This is a genomic window from Paraburkholderia edwinii (assembly GCF_019428685.1).
GTDB classification, from domain to species: domain Bacteria; phylum Pseudomonadota; class Gammaproteobacteria; order Burkholderiales; family Burkholderiaceae; genus Paraburkholderia; species Paraburkholderia edwinii.
On record NZ_CP080095.1, the window covers coordinates 2,332,562 to 2,352,162 of the forward strand.

The following is a 19,601-nucleotide window of genomic DNA, read 5'->3' on the forward strand; positions in this document are numbered from 1 at the left end:
CTTCGCAGCATCCGTTCTGTGACTCCCCGCCTCTTTGCCCTGATTCCCGGTGCGGGCACCGGCAGCCGTTCCGGCGCGCCGATGCCCAAGCAATACCGAAGCGTCGCCGGACGCGACATGCTGCATTACTCGCTCGCGGCGTTCGACGCGTGCAGCGAGTTTTCGCAGACGCTTGTCGTGCTCGCGCCGAACGACCAGCATTTCGACGCGCGCCGCTTCAGCGGCCTGCGCTTTGCGGTGCGGCGCTGCGGCGGCGCATCGCGGCAGGCGTCGGTATTGAACGGGCTGCATGCGCTCGCCGAGTTCGGCGCGCACGACAACGACTGGGTGCTTGTGCACGACGCGGCACGCCCCGGCATTACGCCCGCGCTGATCCGCTCGCTCGTCGACGCGCTGAAGGACGACGCGATCGGCGGCATTATGGCGCTGCCCGTTGCCGATACGCTCAAGCGCATCGCGCCCGACACCGATACGCGCATCTCGCGCACTGAAGGCCGCGACGGGCTCTGGCAGGCGCAAACGCCGCAGATGTTCCGCATCGGCATGCTGCGCGAGGCCATTTTGCGCGCGCAGCAGGACGGCCACGATCTGACCGACGAGGCGAGTGCGATCGAGTGGATCGGCCATGCGCCGCGGCTCGTGCAGGGGAGCCTGCGCAATTTCAAGGTCACCTATCCCGAAGATTTCGATCTTGCGGACGCGATCCTGAGCCGGCCGGCTGCCACGCTCAACGCCGCTTCTTCATAAAAACAACGCGCTAAAAAATACGGACCCCACCATGGATTTCAGAATCGGACAAGGCTACGACGTGCATGCGCTCGTGCCGGGCCGGCCGCTTATCATCGGCGGCGTGACTGTGCCTTACGACCGCGGCCTGCTCGGTCATTCGGACGCGGACGTGCTGTTGCATGCGATTACCGATGCGCTTTTCGGCGCCGCGTCGCTCGGCGACATCGGCCGTCATTTTCCCGATACGGACAAGGAATTCGCCGGCGCCGACAGCCGCGTGCTGCTGCGCGAATGCGCGGCGCGCATTGCGCGCGCCGGCTTTTCGATCGCGAATGTCGACAGCACGGTGATCGCGCAGGCGCCGAAGCTTGCGCCGCATATCGATGCAATGCGCGCGAATATCGCGGCGGATCTGCAACTGCCGCTCGAGCGCGTCAACGTGAAGGCGAAGACCAACGAGAAGCTCGGCTATCTCGGGCGCGGCGAAGGGATCGAGGCGCAGGCCGCGGTGTTGTTGATGCGGGCCTGAGGCTGAAGCGCGGATTGGCGCGAGCGGGGCGCGGAGCGGGGTAGACGCGCCCGTGCGTCGGCGAGCAGCATGCGAAAAAGCCATTTCTGAAAAGCAGAACGCCACGCAGATCATGCGTGGCGTTTTTGCATGAGCGCGGCGATATCGTGTATCGCCGCGCGCAAAAGTGCGCGTTTTTGCCGCGCGGCGTGCGTGCCTGCGTTACTTGCCTTCAGCCGCAATCACCAGCGCCGCGGCATTGACCACCGCTGCAATCCGGCCGACGTCGCGCAGTTGCGTCGAGCTCATGCCTTCCTTGAGCAGCGTCTCGAAGTGCGACTTCACGCAGAAGTGGCACTTGCCGATGATCGATGCGGCCAGCGCGTACATCTCGAAGCGCCGCTTGTCGACGCCGCCATGCGACGCATAGGCATTCATCCGCAGACCGGCCGGCTGTCCCTTCAAGTCGGCGTTATCCGTCATCTCGACGTACGGATACCAGACGTTGTTCATGCCCATCAGCGCGGCGGCCGTCAGCGCGCCGTTCGTTTCTTCGGGCGACAGCACGCCCGCGTTGCGGATCGCGGCGACCAGCGCCGGACTCTTCGACGCAAACGCGGCAGCCAGTGCGACGCCGACCGCGTCGTTGCCTTCGAGCGACGAGCGCGCGATCGTGCCGTCGAGGTTCAGCCGGATGTCCTTCGCATAGTCGGGAACAAGTTCTTTGATCGCGGACAAGAATTCCATAGATATCTCCTATCGAGTTGCCGATAAAAAAGCCCGCCGGCTTTTTCAAGCTTAGCGGGCTTTCAGCTGCAATGGCTTACAGCGTGGCGCCGCCGACTGCGCGGTTGCACGGGCACAGTTCGTCCGTTTGCAGGCCGTCCAGAATACGCAGGATTTCCGTCGGGCTACGGCCGACGTTCAGGTTGTTGACCGACACGTGCTGAATCGTGTTGTCCGGATCAACGATGAACGTTGCGCGCAGTGCGACACCGGCTTCGCGGTCACGCACGCCCAGTTGGTCAACCAGTTCGCCCTTGACGTCGCCGAACGAGTAGTGGTTCAGCTTGTCGAGGTCCTTGTGAGCCTGGCGCCATGCGAGCTTCACGAATTCGTTGTCGGTGCTGCCGCCGAGCAAAACAGCGTCGCGCTCTGCGAAATCCTTGCCGAGCTTGCCGAATTCGACAATTTCCGTCGGGCAGACGAACGTGAAGTCCTTCGGATAGAAGTAAATGATTTTCCACTTGCCCGGGAACGACTGTTCGGTGATTTCTTCGAACGCCGACACGCCGTTCTCTTCGTGGTGATTAAAGCCAGGCTTCGCAGCGGTGACGGTGAAAGCTTCGAGTTTATCGCCGATGGTTTTCATGCAGACACTCCTATGTGAAAGTGGCAAACGGTCAGGAACGGGTCATTCAAAACGGGGATTGCTAAACACGGAACCGCAATCGTCCGGATAAATCTGTTTGGGTTTGTTCGGTGCTGCCGAGCGTCAAGGCTCGCTGGAGCCGTACGTCGCGCCCCACGAACGAAACTATAACTCTATTGCTATTTGTGGTCAATAGTTTTTCACTAACGGAACGGATAGATTTTCTTCAAAGCGCCGATAGTGTGCAGCCGGGAGATTGTTTCGGTTTCACCGGAGGCAGTCTTGTTTTATATAGGGGCGAATCGGAGAAAACGGTGAATCTTCCGATCAAACCAAGAAACTGCGTGCATCTTCTGAAAGATCTGCCGCTTTCGATCCGGCTCAACCGCTCTTCGCGAGCGGAAATTCGATCGTCACCTCAAGGCCCGGACCCGGCGACCGGTTGCGCAGCCGCAACGCGCCACGATAGCGGCCGACCAGCCGCTGCACGATCGCCATGCCGAGGCCGGTCCCGTTTGCCTGCGTACGCGCCGAATTGACACGGTAAAACGGTCGTGTGACAAGCGCGAGTTGGTCTTCCGGAATGCCCGGACCTTCGTCGACGACGGACAGCTCGACGCGCGAATGCGATACCCGCGTTTCGAGAATCACGTGCGGAATGCCGTCTTCTTCGCTCAAGCCGTACTTGCGCGCGTTCTCGATCAGATTGCCGACGACGCGCCGGATATCCGTTTCATCCGCCTCGATAACCGCCGAGGGCGCGAGGCGCGTGATCAGCCGGATGCCATCTTCGGTCGACATCCGCGCCGCGAGTTCTCCCGCGATCACCGACAGATCGACGGGCTCGGGCATACGCTGCACCGGGCGCGCGTAATCGAGGAAACGCCCGATGATCATATCCATCTGCTCGATGTCGTCGATCATCGCGTCCTTGGTCGTCTGATCGGACGGGCTCATTTCCGTCTCGAGTCTTAAGCGAGCAAGCGGCGTGCGCAGGTCGTGAGAAATGCCGGCAAGCATCAGCGCGCGATCGGCTTCGAGCTGCTCGAGATCGCGCACCATCTGGTTGAAGCTTCGATTCGTTTCGGCCGCCACGCCGAGGCCGCGTTCAGGCAACTGCTCCGGCGATTGCCCGGAACCGACCCTGCGCGCCGCCATCGCGAGGCGCGCGAATGGCCGGTTCACGAGACTCGTGATAAACGCCGCGCCGAATAGCGACAGCGCGAGCGCAAATATGCCCCAGCCGGCCCATTGCAGGCCGGTCACGTTATCGAGCTGATCGCGATCGAGCGCGACCCAGTAATCGTCGTCGTCGATCTTGAAGCTGATCCACACACCCGGTATGTCGTTCACCGACTGCGCGATGATCGTATCGTCGCCAAGACGTCCGCGGATGTCATGCTCGATCAGGCGGTTCAGCGATTCGTCGGGTTGCAGCTTGTATTTATCGGTGGTTTCGCGCGGGTATACGCGCACGCCTTCATTGCTCTCGAGGTCTTGCAGCAACGCGCGGCGCAGGTCGGGATCGGAGTAGAGCAGTGCGGTGCGCGTGAGCTTCACGATCGCGACGAGCTGGAGCGCGACGCGCTGCGCGCGAGGCTCGCGCTCGATCACGCGAAAGCTCTGGAACCACGCGGCGAGACTGACCGCGATCAGCAGCGCGATCAGCAGGAACGTACGCCAGAAGAGGCCGCCGAACGCGAGCGTCAGGAGGCGCCGGTCGATCCGCATGCGGCCTTCTTATCGAAGAACAGACTCCACGCAGCGAGCAAATTCAGGCTGCGCCGTCAGGAATGAACACGTATCCGAGACCCCAGACGGTCTGGATAAAGCGGGGACTGCCGGGATCGGGTTCGATCAGTTTGCGCAGACGCGAAATCTGCACGTCGAGACTGCGATCGAAGACTTCGTATTCGCGGCCACGTGCGAGCTCCATCAGCTTTTCGCGCGACAGCGGCTGGCGCGGATGGCGGGCAAACACCTTCAATACCGAGAACTCGCCGGTGGTGAGCGGAATTTCCTGGCCGGCCTTGGTGAGCGTTCGCGTGGCGAGATTCAGCGCAAACTCGCCGAACTCGAACACTTCGGACGTTTCCGAGGGCGCGCCCGGCAATTCGGAAGGCGACTGGCGTCGCAGCACGGCATGAATGCGCGCGACGAGTTCGCGTGGGTTGAACGGTTTCGGCAGATAATCGTCGGCGCCCATTTCGAGGCCGACGATGCGGTCGACGTCTTCGCCCTTCGCCGTCAGCATGATGATCGGCGTGCGGTCGTTGCTGCCGCGCAGACGGCGGCAGATGGAGAGCCCGTCCTCGCCCGGCAGCATCAGGTCGAGCACGAGCAGATCGAAGCGCTCGCGAACCCAAAGCTTGTTCATCGACGGCGCGTTTTCCGCGACATATACGTTAAAGCCCTGCTCGCCAAGGTAGCGGCGCAGCAGATCGCGCAAGCGCGGGTCGTCGTCGACGACGAGGATTTTCGAAGGGTTTTTGGTTTCCATGGTCGGCATCTTAGCGCGATTAGAAAGGGGAACGCGTTTGAGGCATTTATCGAGTAACAGTCAGTTACAAAATTTACCCGGCCTGTGGCACGGCGTAAAGCGGGCGCGCTTACACTCCTTTACTGTTTGCGCCTGTTCGGTAGATACTTCACAAGACCAAAACTTTCGCGCCCGGTTTTTGCCGGAATCACCATACGCATTTGAGGTAGCCGGTTGCTGCGTCACGAAGGGAAAAAGATGAAGGGAGGGGTTTGGCCGAACGTGCGCCTGAGCGTGATTGCGCTGGCTGCAGCGAGTACGTTCGCGGCCGCGTTGAGCCCGCCTGCGTATGCCGATCCTCCGCCTCTTGCCGACCGCGCCGTTCCTCCTCATCCAGCTTCGCATCCCCGTTCGCGGGCGTCTCACTCACCACGCAAACAGCCCCAGGAAACACCGGCTTCCGATCCGATCGTGCGCACGGCGGTGCCGCCGGATCTTGATCAACGCCGTCGCGATGGGCATATGACGCCCGAGGAGCGGCGGCTGCTGCGCCAGCATATCGAAGATGCGGTACGCGAGTTGTACAAGCGTTAAGCGTGTTTCTTAGGCAGGGTTCGTGTATCGGGCATGTTTTGTTTGCCGATTGGCGAGCCATGCCTTATCGACAACGGAGCGAGACACGGCATGAAGCGACGCGAGTTTCTGTCGGTTGCGGCCGCTGCGGGAGCGGCGTTTTCGTTGCCGCGTATTGCGCTCGGCGCTGCGCTGACAGGTGCCGGAAACTTCGCTTCGGGTTGCGTTAATGTCTCCGCGAACGGCGCTTTAGCGTCCGCATCTGCATCTGCATCTACGTCTGCGACGTCCGCGGGCGGCGGTCGCAAACTGCTTGTTCTCATCGAGCTCAAAGGCGGTAACGATGGACTCAACACCGTCGTGCCTTATGCCGATCCGCTCTACTACCGTCTGCGACCACGTGTCGCTGTGAGCCGCGATACGGTGCTGCCCATCAGCGAGCGCGCGGCGCTGCACCCCGCGCTCGCGCCGCTGATGCCGCTTTGGCAAAGCGGTCAACTTGCGGTCGTGCAAGGGCTCGGTTATCCGCAATTCAACCGGTCGCATTTTCGTGCGAGCGAGATCTGGGACACCGCGTCCGATGCGCATCGGTACTTGCGCGATGGATGGATTGCGCGCGCGCTGGCGCAACGCGATGCGGGCCACGCGATGCGGGGCGGAGGAGGGCTCGTGGTTGGTAGCGCGGAGCATGGGCCGCTTGCTGGTGCCGCGTGTGCCGTGCCGACGTTGATGTCGTCGTCGATGGGGGAGGTGGCACGCGCGCAGTGCATGCTCGATGCCTCGGTCATTCGTATCACGTTGAACGGCTTCGACACGCACTTCAATCAGCGCGAGCGGCACGCGGCGCGGCTCGCTCAGTTGGCGCAGGGTATCGACGCGTTGCGTGCGTCGCTAGTCGAACTTGGTCTCTGGAACGACACACTTGTCATGACCTGTTCGGAGTTCGGCCGCCGGCCTCGTGAAAACGATAACGGCGGTACAGAGCACGGCAGCAGCGCGCCGCACTTCGTGATCGGCAGCCGGGTGCGCGGCGGACTTTATGGCGCGCCGCCGGCGCTGTCGCAACTCGACGGCAATGGCAATCTGCCGATGGCGATCGACTTCAGGTGCCTTTATGCGACCGTGCTTCGGTCATGGTGGGGATGCGACGCGGCCGCGGTGCTCGAGCGGCGCTTCGAGCCGCTGCCTTTGCTGCGTGTATAGCGGGGAGCTGATCGGTGTGTGACGGACGACCCCGAGGGCAACCATACGTGCCGCGCTATGCCTAACGCGTGCCGCGCGCCTCCGATGGAGGCGTTCCGGCCGATGGGCAAAGCCCACCGGTTTTCATGCGCTTTCTGGTGCGAGGAGCGGGACTCGAACCCGCACACCCTTGCGGGCGTCAGGACCTAAACCTGGTGCGTCTACCAATTTCGCCATCCTCGCCGCCGGGCGCATAGCGCCCGATGTCTGGTCGTCTCAACAGATGCCGGTGCATTTTGACTCGTCGTCGAGTGCTCTTATTGCTGATCGTCTGCCACATCTTGCACCGGCGCGGCATGGTCGAAAGCGTGAGCGCGAGATTCTACCCGATCGGCATTCGCTTGTCTGCAACCGGGCGTCGATTGCAATGCTACAATTTTCGACTCGCCAGAAGAAGCGACGCGGCGCCGTCGGGCGCCTGCCGATGATTCACCTACGCTTCGCCACGTCACCCCCTACGCCAATATCGCCCATCCCGTGAATTTCGACGACTATTGCCAGCAAAAAGCGGCGCCTCCCGGGTCGAGCATCTACTACGCGCTCAGGCAAGCGCCGGTTGCGCGGCAACCGCTGCTTACCGCGCTTTTCGCGCTGCGTCGTGAATTCGAAGAAACGGTGAAGGAAACGAGCGATCCGACCATCGGCCGCACGAAGCTCGCGTGGTGGCAGAAGGAAGCCGCGGCGCTCGCGGCCGGCGAGCCGTCGCATCCGGTGTCGCAGGCGCTTGCCGCGCACTGGCCGAACGTTCAAACCGAGTATCCGGCCTTGCAGACGCTGCTCGCCGGTTTCGAGATGGATCTCGATCAGGCGCGCTACCTCGACTATCCGAATCTGCGCCGCTATGTCGATAGCGTCGGCGGCACGTTTGCGACGGTCGTCGCGCGCGCGACCGCGAAAGATCCGCAAGCGGCGGCAAACTGGGCTGCACCGCTCGGGCAGGCGTTGATGCTCGCGCAGTTCGTCGTCGAGTTGGGCAACGATGCGCGTCATGGGCGCATCTATATTCCGATCGATGAGATGCAGCGCTTTAACGTGACGGCAGCGGACCTGATCAACCGCCGGTATAGCGACGCGTTCACCGACCTGATGCGCTTTCAGACGACGCGCGCGCGCGACGCGATCGATACCGCGCTTGCCGCGCTGCCCGGCGCCGAGCGCCGCACGCAGCGCACGTTGCGCGCGCTCGCGGCGCTCGCGCTCGCGCTGCTCGATGAAATCGAGCGCGACGGGTATCACGTGCTGCACCAGCGCATCGCGTTGACGCCGATCCGCAAGCTCTGGGTTGCGTGGCGTGCGGCGCGGCGCGGTTGAGCCGCGGTTGATCTGCAGCCGGCGCCAACAAAAAACCCCGCGCAATGCGGGGTTTAGCTGTGAGTCACGGCGCGCGTCACATCTCGCGAGTCACATCGTCAATCAGTGGTGGCAGCGACGCTCCCAATGATGATGGACCCGCACCTTGTGACACACTTCGTGGTGGTTGTCGTACGCGAATGCGGACGAAATGCTACCCATTCCTGCCGCGACGGCAACCAACACCAGTAAAACCTTCTTCATCCTGAATCCTCTGAAATCAAAAAACGGGAAAGGGGCGGTCATCCTAGCAAGGCCGTATTACGATTGGCTAAAAGCGCTCTAGAAAAAGCGTGGTTTATAGCTTGCATTTTCGTTGCGCATGCAACCAGGTTGACCTATGCTGCGCTGACCGTAACGTGAGCCGCGCTGCAGCCGTTTTCTGCTCGCGAATCGCACGTGCCGCCGGAGAGGAGACCGCCATGTCCGCTGTCGATATTGAGCAACCCGCTCAGCAATCCGTCCAGCAATCCGCGCCGACCGCGAGTCACGAAAGTGCGGAGCGCGCGTTGCGGATCGAGCTCGCCGGCACCTATCGCGCCTTCGCGATGCTCGGCTGGACTGAGCTGATCTATAACCACATTACGGTGCGCATACCCGGCCCGGGCACGCATTTTCTGATCAATCCGTTCGGACTGCACTACACCGAAGTGAACGCGTCGAATCTCGTGAAAATCGATGTCGACGCGAATGTGATCGGGTCGTCCGCGTATCCCGTGAATCCGGCCGGATTCGTCGTGCATGCGGCGATTCATCGCGCGATACCCGATGCACACTGCGTAATGCATACGCATACGACCGCGGGTCTTGCCGTTGCGTGTTCGCAGGCGGGACTCGAAAATACGAACTTTTATTCGGCGCAGCTTCATGACATGGTCGCGTATCACGATTTCGAAGGCGTCACGGTTCGCGCCGATGAAGGCGCGCGTATCGTCGCCGACCTCGGCGACAAGCGAGTGATGATCTTGCGCAACCATGGCTTGCTGTCGATCGGTTCGACGATTGCCGAGGCGTTCGTGCGACTATGGACCCTCAATCGCGCCTGCGAAGTGCAGCTTGCCACTGCGGCGCTGGGCACGGCACGTGCAATTCCCGACGATATCGCCGCGCGCAGCACACGCGATGCGTTGCAATTCAATCCGCGCCATGGCGCCGGTGCCGATGTGCTGCAGGCGCTGCTGCGGCAGGTCGATCGTATCGATCCGTCATACAGGGAGTGATGCGCGATGAGCTCCGAGCCGCAATCGGTCGGGCAAGCAGGGCAACAGGCTGCTTCACAGCCCGTTCCACAGCCAGTCCGCACGGCCGTTGTCGGCGCGGGTGCAATCGGCGGTCTGATCGCGGCGGCCGCGGCGCGCGCCGGTCATTCGGTCAGCGTGCTCGCGCGCGGTAAAACGCTCGATGCGTTGCGCGCGGACGGGCTCAAGGTGATCGACGGCTCGTGCGAATCCGTCGTGCGCGTGAATGCTGGCGATGCGCCGGACGCGTTCGGTGTGCAGGACTACGTGGTGATTGCGCTCAAGGCGCAGACGCTGCCCGCCATCGTCGCGAGCCTGCAGCCGATGATCGGGCCGCGCACCGTGATCGTCGCGGCCATGAATGGGTTGCCGTGGTGGTTCACGCACGGACTCGCCGGGCCGCTCGAGAATCAGACCGTCGAAGCGGTCGATCCCGGCGGCAGTGTGTCGGCGGCATTGCCGCCGGCGCGCTCGATCGGTTGCGTCGTGCATCTGTCTTCATCGACCGATGGGCCTGGCATCGTGCGGCGCGGGCGCGGCAATCAGCTGATCGTCGGTGCGCCGAACGGCGGCTTGAGCGAGCAGGCGGCCGCGTTTGCGGACGCGATGCGCATCGGCGGCTTCGACGTTGTGTTATCCGACGCAATTCGCGCCGAGATATGGGCGAAGCTGTGGGGCAATATGAACATGAACCCGCTCAGTGCGCTGACCGGCTCGACCGCTGACCGTCTGCTCGACGATCCGCTGACGCATGCGCTCGTGCTGCGGATGATGGACGAGGCCGCGGCGATCGGCGCGCGACTCGGGCTGTCGACGGGAATGAGTGCGGCCGATCGTCTCGCGGTCACGCGCAAGCTCGGCGCGTTCAGGACATCGATGCTGCAGGACTTCGAAGCAGGACGGCCGCTCGAAGTCGAGCCGATTCTCGGCGTGTTTCCGGAGCTGGGCCGCAAGCTCGATGTACCGACACCGTTCTGCGATGCGGTGCTCGGGTTGCTGCGGCAGAGGGCGGCGAATAGTGGGCTGTGAGGCGCGGGCCGTGAAGCGCTGGCTGCGGAGCGTGGGCTGTGAGGCGTGGGCTTTTAACGCGCGCACTACGAAGTGTGGACAGTGAAGCGTGGCCCTTGGCGCGCGACCCATGATGCACGGCTATGACGCCGCGGCACGTGACCCTCGGCCGTTGAAGCGCGGTGATTCCACGCGCCAGGCGCAGCCGCTAAAGCCTGCGTTCAAAGCGACAACGCTACCGGGCGTCGCTACTCTTCGTCGCGCTCGAGTGCTGAATCGATGACCTTGTCGAGCGTCGCGCCAAGCACCGCCTTTTCGCGCTCATCGAGGCAATCGAACAGATCGCTGTTCCACTTGCGCGCAATCGGCATTACCTTGCGATACAGCGCACGCCCTTCGGTGGTCAGCGACACGAGCACGACCCGTCCGTCGTCATCGCTTGCTTCGCGTTGCACGAGCCCTTGCTTGATCAGCGCTTCGGCCGCGCGGCTCGCCTGACTTTTGTCGAGATTTGCATGGCGCGCGAGGTCCATGATTGAAAACGGACCGAACGAGCCAACCGATGCAATCACGCGTGCTTCAGGCAGCGTCACGCCAAGCTTCTCCAGATATCGATCACTGATACCGCGCTCGGAGAGTTTGTTGAGTATGTGCAGACGATACGTCAGAAACTGTTCGAGTCCGGCTTTATCGGAGGCCTTCATGGTCTTCCTGTTAGGAGTGAATGCGGTCGTGGCGCTGTGATTGTTGCCGCATCCGCTGCCCGGGTCAACGCATGCTGCGCATCTCGTATCGCAGACGCGTCAGTTGCTCCGCTTCATTCGCAAGCAGACGCGCCGCGTCGCGAATCGCGGTCTCGAGCGTGATCGGACCAGGTGCGGGCGAGAAGCATCCACTGAAGTGTTCCGTGAGTCGCGGCAGCGCGGCCGGATCGACCGCGCCCGAGAGCAGCGTAGCGGGCACACCGGCCGCGCGAGCATGGCGGCAGGCGATGAAGGGCGCCTTGCCGTGCAGCGTTTGCACGTCCGAACGGCCTTCGCCGGTGATGAGCCAGTCCGCGCCCTGCAAGGCTTCGTCGAGACCGATTTGCCGCGCAACGACTTCGGCGCCCGGTTCGAACTGCGCGCCAAGCATATGCAGCGCGAAGCCGAGGCCACCCGCAGCGCCGGCGCCCGGCAGATCGCGTGCATTGTGCGCAAGCGCAGGTTCGAGCAGGTCGGCGAAGCGGGCGAGGGCGGCGTCGATTGCGATGATCTGATCGGGCTTCACGCCCTTCTGCGGACCGAATACCGCGGTGGCGCCATGATCGCCCGTGAGCGGGTTATCGACATCGGACATGCCGATGAATGTCGCTTCGGCGAGCCGTGCATCGAGCTGCGATGCATCGACGCGTGCAGCGCGTGCGAGTTGCTCCGGCGTCGGTTCGAGTTCGTTGCCCTGTGCATCGAGAATTTTCAGGCCGAGGCCGACCAGCAGACCCGCGCCGCCGTCGTTCGTGCTGCTTCCGCCGAGCGCGACATAGAAGCGGCGCACGCCTTCGTCGAGTAGTGCGCGAATCGCTTCGCCCATGCCGCGCGTGCTGCGGTCTTCGACCGGCACACCCATGCCGACCGGATCTGTAATGCCGACCACTTCGGCCGTTTCGATGATCGCGCTACCGTCGCTGACCAGACCCGTGGCCGCATCGCGCGCCGGGCCGGCCGCGCCGCGCACGGTCAGTGTGCGGCGCCCGCCGCCGCGCGAGAGCATCGCGTCGAGCGTGCCTTCGCCGCCATCGGCCATTGGACAGATGCGAATGATCGCGTCCGCGCGTGCGCGGCGGATACCGTCGGCGATCGCCTGCGCGACCCCTTCGGCGCTAAGCGAGCCTTTGAACGAATCGGGAGCGATGACAACGACAGGCGCGGACGACGGATTAGGCATGATGTCTCTTCGTGATTGGAGTTCTGGCCGGAGTGCATGGTGCGGGCAATGTTCCTGAAACCGGCTTGCCCGACCGCGTCCGCTAGCTTAGCAGTATGGCGCTCGCGACTGAATATGCCGGATGGCATAGCGCGGATCGTTGCGCGAACGCACGTTGCGCGAAGCGATGAAAGGCCGTTGCACACGGATTGCGCGAGGTGTTCGGATGGTTGAACGCTTCAAGCATGAACGCTGCGCTAGCAGATGGAAATCGACTGCAAGCCGGTTGCAAATTCGCCGGAAAATGCCGCCGTGTCCGGCCGAACGTCGATTCGCGGTGGGCCGCGCAAATAGTTTGGTAAAATATTCGGCTCTCTGACCCAATCTGCGTCCGCACCGCGCGTGCGACCAGCGGCATGCAAGGCGTACAACCGGGTGTACAACCTGTGGTGTACATCCCGCGGTGTACAACCGGCGTGTAGCCGGTGCGAAGCTGGCATGAACCTGGTGTGCAGGCGGCGAGACTGAGGAGCGGCGTCGAAGCGGCACTCGATGGTCGAGTGCCGTCAGCAATTCGGACGTCGGCGGAAGGCGCAGAAAAGATAACTGATTCGCTCGAATAATTTTAGGACGATTGAAGCCATGGCTAACGTTGTTGAGAACCTCGGCAAGCTCGAACGCCGCGTGACGATTTCCCTGCCGAAGGATGCCGTGCAGAAAGAAGTGGATTCGCGCATCCGCCAACTGGCGAAAAACGTGCGCATGCCCGGCTTCCGTCCGGGCAAGGTGCCGCTCAAGATGGTGACTCAGCAGTATTCCGGCCAGGTGGAAGCCGAAGTGCTGAGCGACAAGGTCGGCAAGGAGTTTTTCGACATCAGCCGTGCGGAGAATCTGCGCGTGGCCGGTCAGCCGAGCTTCAGCCCGAAGACCGATGCGCAAGAGGACGCTTATGCGTTCGACGCGACCTTCGAGGTCTATCCGGACGTGCAGCTGGGCGACGTGGCGACCGCCGAAATCGAGCGCACCACCACCACGATCAGCGAAGCTGAAATCGACCGCACGCTCGACATCCTGCGCAAGCAGCGCGTGCACTATCACGCGCGCGGCGAAGCCGGCGCGCATGGCGACGGCGGCACGGACACGGCCGCGAAAGACGGCGACCGCGTGACGGTCGACTTCGTCGGCAAGCTCGAAGGCGAAGTGTTCGAGGGCGGCAGCGCGGAAGACTTCGCGTTTGTGCTCGGTGAAGGCCGGATGCTGCCGGAATTCGAAAAGGCTGCGCTCGGCCTGAAGGTCGGCGAAGCACGCGAATTCGATCTCAAGTTCCCGGACGACTATCACGGCAAGGAAGTGGCCGGCAAGACCGCGCAATTCACGATCACGATGAAGAAGATCGAATGGCCGCACCTGCCCGAGATCGACGGCGAGTTTGCGAAGTCGCTCGGTATCGAAGACGGCGATCTGACGAAGATGCGCGGCGAGATCAAGGATAATCTCGAGCGCGAAGCGAAGCGCCGCACGCAGGCCGTCGTGAAGAACCAGGTCATGGACGCGCTCCTGAAAATTTCGGAGCTCGAGGTGCCGAAGGCGCTTATCGAACAGGACCAGCAGCGTCTCGTCGAAATGGCGCGCCAGGATCTCGTGCAGCGTGGTGTGCCGAACGCGCAGAACGCGCCGATTCCGGGTGAAATGTTCAAGGAGCAGGCGGAGCGTCGCGTGAAGCTCGGCCTCGTGCTTGCCGAACTCGTGAAGGCGAACGAACTGCAGGCGAAGCCTGAGCAGATTCGCGCCGAAGTCGACGAATTCGCGAAGAGCTACGAAGACCCGAAGGAAGTCGTCCGCTGGTATTATTCGAACCAGCAACGCCTCGCCGAGATGGAAGCGTTCGTCGTCGAATCGAACGTCGTCGATTTCGTGCTCAGCAAGGCGAAGGTGACGGATAAGGAAGTGAGCTTCGAAGAGCTGGCAAGCGCAACGGCGCAACAGGCTTAAGCGTTGCTGCTACGGCGTGCCGGCTGTCCGAGCGACAGCTGCACGCCGTTTTTGCTTTCTGGATTTTGTTGTGCGGTTTTTGTTGTCCGCCTGATACTTGAATAGCGCTTACGCAGCACTCACCTGTCCAGTACTTATTTCCAGACAAGGATCCATTGCATGACCTTCCGCGCTCAAATGCTGGACACGTTGACTTCCCAGACGCTGACCTCGCAGTCGAGGGATCGTGATCTCGAAGCGCAGGCGCTCGGCCTCGTGCCGATCGTCGTCGAAACGAGCGGCCGTGGCGAGCGCTCGTACGACATCTACTCGCGTCTCCTGAAAGAGCGCGTGGTGTTCCTCGTCGGCGAAGTGAACGATCAGACTGCGAATCTCGTGATCGCGCAGCTGCTGTTCCTCGAGAGTGAAAACCCGGATAAGGACATCAGTTTTTACATCAACAGCCCGGGCGGTTCGGTGTCGGCCGGCATGGCGATTTACGACACGATGCAGTTCATCAAGCCCGATGTGTCGACGCTGTGCATGGGCCTTGCCGCCAGCATGGGTGCGTTCCTGCTCGCGGCCGGCGCGAAGGGCAAGCGTTTTGCTTTGCCCAATGCGCGCGTAATGATTCACCAGCCGCTGGGCGGCGCGCGCGGCCAGGCGTCGGACATTGAAATCCAGGCCCGTGAAATCCTGTATTTGAAGGAACGGCTGAATCAACTACTGTCCCATCACACGGGTCAGCCGGTCGAACGCATCCAGCGCGATACGGACCGCGACAATTTCATGTCCGGTGACGACGCGCAAGCGTATGGCCTCGTTGACCAGGTGCTGCATAAGCGTCCTTGAGCGACGTCTTATGCAGCGTCCTTGAGAGGTGCCTGGGCGTCGCTGATCCGGCGCGTTTTTCCGACAAATAGGGAAAGAGCGCCGGGTAAAAGCGTTGTGAAATAATAAGACCCGTCTGATCGCCTGCGGCAAACGCCGTCAGCTTTTGCACATTGGTCTGCCTCGGAGAAGGGGCGGGGCAAACGGCGTATCATGTTACTCGGAGTGTCCGGAGGCTTACATATCTATGGCGGACAAAAAAGGTTCGAACAGCGAGAAGCTGTTGTATTGCTCGTTTTGCGGCAAAAGTCAGCACGAGGTCAAAAAGCTGATCGCCGGCCCGTCGGTGTTCATCTGTGATGAATGCATCGACCTGTGCAACGAAATCATCCGCGACGAAGCAGCGGGCGCCGGGCTCGAAACCGGTATGTCGAAGTCAGATTTACCGAGCCCGCAAGAAATCCGCGAAATTCTCGATCAATACGTTATCGGCCAGGAACGCGCGAAGAAAATTCTCGCGGTGGCTGTGTACAACCACTACAAGCGTCTCAAGCATCTCGACAAGAAGGACGAGATCGAGCTGTCGAAGAGCAACATCCTGCTGATCGGCCCCACGGGCTCCGGCAAGACATTGCTTGCGCAGACGCTTGCGCGCCTGCTCAACGTGCCGTTTGTGATTGCGGACGCAACGACCTTGACCGAAGCCGGTTACGTCGGCGAAGACGTCGAGAACATCATTCAGAAGCTGCTGCAAAACTGCAACTACGAAGTCGACAAGGCGCAGCGCGGCATTGTTTATATCGACGAAATCGACAAGATCAGCCGCAAGTCGGACAACCCGTCGATCACGCGCGACGTGTCGGGCGAGGGCGTGCAGCAGGCGCTGCTGAAGCTCGTCGAAGGCACGATGGCGTCGGTGCCCCCGCAAGGCGGGCGTAAGCATCCGAACCAGGATTTCATCCAGGTCGATACGACCAATATCCTGTTCATCTGCGGCGGCGCGTTCGATGGCCTCGAAAAGGTGATCGTCGACCGTACCGAGAAGACCGGCATCGGCTTCGGCGCGAGCGTGAAGAGCAAGCAGGATCGCGACGCGGGCGAAGTGCTGCGTGATGTCGAGCCGGAGGATCTGATCAAATTCGGGTTGATTCCCGAATTGATTGGCCGTCTGCCGGTGGTCGCGACGCTCGGCAAGCTCGACGAAGCGGCATTGATGAAAATTCTGGTTGAACCGAAGAACGCGCTCGTCAAGCAATACCATAAGCTCTTCAACATGGAGCGCGTTGAACTGGAAATCCGGCCCGCCGCGCTGCAGGCGGTCGCTCGCAAGGCGATCCGCCGTAAGACGGGCGCCCGTGGTCTGCGCTCGATTCTGGAACAGGCGTTACTCGACGTGATGTACGAATTGCCGGCGATGAAAGGCGTCAGCAAGGTCATCATCGACGATAACGTGATCGATGGCGACGGCAAGCCGCTGTTGATCTATGAAGACGCACCGAAGGTAGCGGGTTCGAATTGATCGGCGCTTCCCGATTTTTGAGAAAAGGCCGTTCATGGCGACGTGAACGGCTTTTTTCGTTTATCTTGTGGTCAGGTTGGACTGCTTTTTTGGTGTCACTGAACTTTTCTCCACACGCGTAGGCTTGCAATTGTTTCTCGCGGCCTTAATTACCGAACGAAACTGATTCCACTCATGGGGAAATGAAATGTCAGGAACCCAACTCCTCCCGCCGGAACGCGTCACGCTCCCGCTGCTCCCGCTGCGAGACGTGGTCGTCTTCCCGCACATGGTGATTCCGCTCTTCGTCGGGCGGCCTAAGTCGATCAAAGCGCTCGAAGCGGCGATGGAAGGCGGCAAGCACATCATGCTTGTTGCCCAGAAGACGGCAGCCAAGGACGAACCCACCGAAAAGGACATGTACGAAGTAGGATGCGTCGCGAACATCCTGCAAATGCTGAAGTTGCCCGACGGCACGGTCAAGGTGCTGGTCGAGGGGCTGCAGCGCGCCAAGACGCTGTCGATCGAAGAACAGGAAACGCAGTTCTCGTGCGAAGTCATGCCGCTTGAGCCCGATCATGCGGATAGCGCCGAGACCGAAGCGCTGCGCCGTGCGATCGTCTCGCAGTTCGACCAGTACGTGAAGCTGAACAAGAAGATCCCTCCGGAAATCTTGACGTCGCTGTCGGGCATCGACGAAGCGGGTCGCCTCGCCGATACGATTGCCGCGCATCTGCCGCTCAAGCTCGACCAGAAGCAGCACATTCTCGAGATGTTCCCGGTCATTGAGCGCCTCGAGCATCTGCTCGCGCAGCTTGAAGCCGAAATCGACATCCTGCAGGTCGAAAAGCGCATCCGTGGGCGCGTCAAGCGTCAGATGGAGAAGAGCCAGCGCGAGTACTACCTGAACGAACAGGTCAAGGCGATCCAGAAGGAATTGGGCGAAGGCGAAGAGGGCGCGGATCTCGAAGAACTCGAGAAGCGCATCACGGCCGCGCGCATGCCGAAGGAAGCCAAGAAGAAGGCCGATGCCGAGCTCAAGAAGCTCAAGCTGATGTCGCCGATGTCGGCTGAAGCGACCGTCGTGCGTAACTATATCGACACGCTGATCGGCTTGCCGTGGCGCAAGAAGAGCAAAGTCAACAACGACCTGTCGAATGCGGAACGCGTGCTCGACGAAGACCACTTCGGCCTCGAGAAGGTCAAGGAACGGATTCTCGAGTACCTCGCGGTTCAACAACGCGTGGACAAGGTGAAGGCGCCGATCCTGTGCCTCGTTGGGCCTCCGGGCGTCGGCAAGACGTCGCTTGGGCAGTCGATTGCGCGCGCAACGAATCGCAAGTTCGTGCGTATGGCGCTCGGCGGCGTGCGCGACGAGGCTGAGATTCGCGGCCACCGTCGTACGTATATCGGTTCGATGCCGGGCAAGATCCTGCAGAGCCTGACCAAGGTCGGCGTGCGCAATCCGCTCTTCCTGCTCGACGAAGTCGACAAGATGGGTATGGATTTCCGCGGCGATCCGTCGTCGGCGCTGCTCGAAGTGCTCGATCCGGAACAGAACCATACGTTCGCCGATCACTACGTCGAAGTCGACTTCGATCTGTCGGACGTGATGTTCGTCGCGACGTCGAACTCGCTGAACATCCCGCCGCCGTTGCTCGACCGGATGGAAGTGATCCGCCTGTCGGGTTACACGGAAGACGAGAAGGTCAGCATCGCGCAACGTTACCTGCTGCCGAAGCAGAAGAAGAACAACGGCTTGCGCACCGGCGAGATCGAAGTGACTGAAGCCGCGATTCGCGACATCATTCGCTACTACACGCGTGAAGCGGGGGTCCGTTCGCTCGAGCGTGAAGTGTCGAAGATCTGCCGCAAGGTCGTGAAGATGCTGCTGCTGAAGAAGGCGGATGGCGCGGTGATCGTCGATGGCGGCAACCTCGACACGTTCCTCGGCGTGCGCAAGTACGACTTCGGTCTGGCTGCGAAGGAAAACCAGATCGGCCAGGTTACGGGTCTCGCGTGGACGGAAGTCGGTGGCGATCTGCTGACGATCGAAGCGGCGGTGATGCCGGGTAAGGGCAACGTGATCCGTACCGGTTCGCTCGGCGACGTGATGAAGGAGTCGGTCGAAGCGGCGCGTTCGGTGGTGCGCTCGCGGTCGCGTCGTCTTGGCATCAAGGACGAGGCGTTCGACAAGCAGGACATCCACATCCACGTGCCGGAAGGCGCGACGCCGAAGGATGGTCCGTCCGCCGGTATCGCGATGACGACGGCGCTCGTGTCGGTGCTGACGGGCATTCCGGTGCGCGCCGATGTCGCGATGACGGGTGAAATCACGTTGCGAGGCGAAGTGCTGCCGATCGGTGGGCTGAAGGAGAAGTTGCTCGCGGCGCACCGCGGTGGCATCAAGCTCGTGCTGATTCCGGAAGAGAACGTCAAGGATCTGACCGAGATTCCGGACAACGTGAAGAACGCGATCGAAATCGTGCCGGTCCGCTGGATCGACAAGGTGCTCGAACTCGCGCTCGAGCGTACGCCGGCGCCGCTGCCCGAGGAAGAGCCGAAGCCGGCGACGCCTGTGGGCGAAGCGGCGACGGAGTCCGGCACGGCCAGCGAAGTCGTCAAGCATTAAGCTGAATAAAGCTGACAGAAGCGAAAGCTTCAGGCAAAAACCCGCGGCTCACACCGCGGGTTTTTTATTTTCCGATCGCCGACGGGAGACACCAGAGACAACGCTTTCATAGCGACCACTGCCAAACGTTTGCGTTACCGCCGGGCCTTGCGCAATTAGTTGTGCGCGCATCGACCCGATCGCAAAATTTTGTCACGAAAACCCTGTAAAAAACCGCCAGGAATTGGGCGCAACCCCGGTTGACACGGCGGTTTCGGCTCATTCTAAT

General features: G+C 61.7%; 17 protein-coding genes and 1 tRNA gene. 11 read left to right on the top strand and 7 right to left on the bottom strand.

Features of this window, described 5'->3' with window-relative positions; genetic code table 11:
• The first annotated feature begins 18 nt into the window (after nt 1-18).
• Nucleotides 19-747, top strand: coding sequence for a 2-C-methyl-D-erythritol 4-phosphate cytidylyltransferase (gene ispD, locus KZJ38_RS10350; RefSeq protein ID WP_219799951.1), 729 nt, complete (start codon nt 19-21; stop codon nt 745-747).
• A 31-nt stretch (nt 748-778) separates the two neighbouring features.
• Nucleotides 779-1,258 carry a 2-C-methyl-D-erythritol 2,4-cyclodiphosphate synthase gene (ispF, locus tag KZJ38_RS10355; protein ID WP_219799952.1) on the top strand — a complete coding sequence of 160 codons (480 nt, stop codon included), beginning with the start codon at nt 779-781 and terminating at the stop codon, nt 1,256-1,258.
• A 201-nt stretch (nt 1,259-1,459) separates the two neighbouring features.
• Here the strand turns inward: ispF and KZJ38_RS10360 are convergent, their stop codons facing one another.
• The 4 genes from KZJ38_RS10360 to ompR form a co-directional block, all read right to left on the bottom strand.
• Complete coding sequence (locus tag KZJ38_RS10360; RefSeq protein WP_219799953.1) at nt 1,460-1,984, bottom strand: carboxymuconolactone decarboxylase family protein; 525 nt, start codon at nt 1,982-1,984, stop codon at nt 1,460-1,462.
• 76 nt (nt 1,985-2,060) lie between these two features.
• Nucleotides 2,061-2,609 (bottom strand): peroxiredoxin, encoded by a 549-nt coding sequence (locus tag KZJ38_RS10365; RefSeq protein WP_219799954.1) that lies wholly within the window; start codon nt 2,607-2,609, stop codon nt 2,061-2,063.
• Nucleotides 2,610-2,990: 381 nt separating this feature from the next.
• A complete protein-coding gene (locus KZJ38_RS10370) occupies nt 2,991-4,340 on the bottom strand; it encodes an ATP-binding protein (RefSeq protein ID WP_219799955.1) in 1,350 nt (449 codons plus the stop codon).
• Nucleotides 4,341-4,383: 43 nt separating this feature from the next.
• On the bottom strand, nt 4,384-5,118 hold the full coding sequence (ompR, locus tag KZJ38_RS10375) for an osmolarity response regulator transcription factor OmpR (RefSeq protein WP_007585880.1): 735 nt from the start codon (nt 5,116-5,118) through the stop codon (nt 4,384-4,386).
• Between the two features lie 228 nt (nt 5,119-5,346).
• Between ompR and KZJ38_RS10380 the strand changes: the two genes are divergently transcribed.
• Together KZJ38_RS10380 and KZJ38_RS10385 are read left to right on the top strand one after the other, a co-directional pair.
• On the top strand, nt 5,347-5,682 hold the full coding sequence (locus KZJ38_RS10380) for a hypothetical protein (protein ID WP_219800222.1): 336 nt from the start codon (nt 5,347-5,349) through the stop codon (nt 5,680-5,682).
• Nucleotides 5,683-5,772: 90 nt separating this feature from the next.
• Nucleotides 5,773-6,864, top strand: coding sequence for a DUF1501 domain-containing protein (locus KZJ38_RS10385; protein WP_219799956.1), 1,092 nt, complete (start codon nt 5,773-5,775; stop codon nt 6,862-6,864).
• 135 nt (nt 6,865-6,999) lie between these two features.
• Here KZJ38_RS10385 and KZJ38_RS10390 read toward each other — a convergent pair.
• Nucleotides 7,000-7,086 (bottom strand) — tRNA-Leu (locus KZJ38_RS10390).
• A gap of 294 nt (nt 7,087-7,380) precedes the next feature.
• Between KZJ38_RS10390 and hpnD the strand changes: the two genes are divergently transcribed.
• From hpnD to KZJ38_RS10405, 3 genes are all read left to right on the top strand, one after another.
• Nucleotides 7,381-8,214, top strand: coding sequence for a presqualene diphosphate synthase HpnD (gene hpnD / locus KZJ38_RS10395; protein WP_219799957.1), 834 nt, complete (start codon nt 7,381-7,383; stop codon nt 8,212-8,214).
• Nucleotides 8,215-8,675: 461 nt separating this feature from the next.
• Complete coding sequence (locus tag KZJ38_RS10400; RefSeq protein WP_219799958.1) at nt 8,676-9,473, top strand: class II aldolase/adducin family protein; 798 nt, start codon at nt 8,676-8,678, stop codon at nt 9,471-9,473.
• A gap of 6 nt (nt 9,474-9,479) precedes the next feature.
• Nucleotides 9,480-10,520 carry a 2-dehydropantoate 2-reductase gene (locus KZJ38_RS10405; RefSeq protein WP_219799959.1) on the top strand — a complete coding sequence of 347 codons (1,041 nt, stop codon included), beginning with the start codon at nt 9,480-9,482 and terminating at the stop codon, nt 10,518-10,520.
• A gap of 227 nt (nt 10,521-10,747) precedes the next feature.
• Here the strand turns inward: KZJ38_RS10405 and KZJ38_RS10410 are convergent, their stop codons facing one another.
• Complete coding sequence (locus KZJ38_RS10410; protein ID WP_219799960.1) at nt 10,748-11,203, bottom strand: MarR family winged helix-turn-helix transcriptional regulator; 456 nt, start codon at nt 11,201-11,203, stop codon at nt 10,748-10,750.
• Between the two features lie 64 nt (nt 11,204-11,267).
• Complete coding sequence (locus KZJ38_RS10415) at nt 11,268-12,422, bottom strand: glycerate kinase (protein WP_219799961.1); 1,155 nt, start codon at nt 12,420-12,422, stop codon at nt 11,268-11,270.
• 621 nt (nt 12,423-13,043) lie between these two features.
• Between KZJ38_RS10415 and tig the strand changes: the two genes are divergently transcribed.
• From tig to lon, 4 genes are all read left to right on the top strand, one after another.
• Nucleotides 13,044-14,393, top strand: coding sequence for a trigger factor (tig, locus tag KZJ38_RS10420; protein ID WP_219799962.1), 1,350 nt, complete (start codon nt 13,044-13,046; stop codon nt 14,391-14,393).
• A 159-nt stretch (nt 14,394-14,552) separates the two neighbouring features.
• Nucleotides 14,553-15,224 carry an ATP-dependent Clp endopeptidase proteolytic subunit ClpP gene (gene clpP / locus KZJ38_RS10425; RefSeq protein WP_075157265.1) on the top strand — a complete coding sequence of 224 codons (672 nt, stop codon included), beginning with the start codon at nt 14,553-14,555 and terminating at the stop codon, nt 15,222-15,224.
• 226 nt (nt 15,225-15,450) lie between these two features.
• Entirely contained in the window at nt 15,451-16,722 is a 1,272-nt protein-coding gene (gene clpX, locus KZJ38_RS10430) for an ATP-dependent Clp protease ATP-binding subunit ClpX (RefSeq protein ID WP_219799963.1), read from the top strand.
• A gap of 187 nt (nt 16,723-16,909) precedes the next feature.
• Complete coding sequence (gene lon / locus KZJ38_RS10435) at nt 16,910-19,333, top strand: endopeptidase La (protein WP_219799964.1); 2,424 nt, start codon at nt 16,910-16,912, stop codon at nt 19,331-19,333.
• Nucleotides 19,334-19,601: the final 268 nt, after the last annotated feature.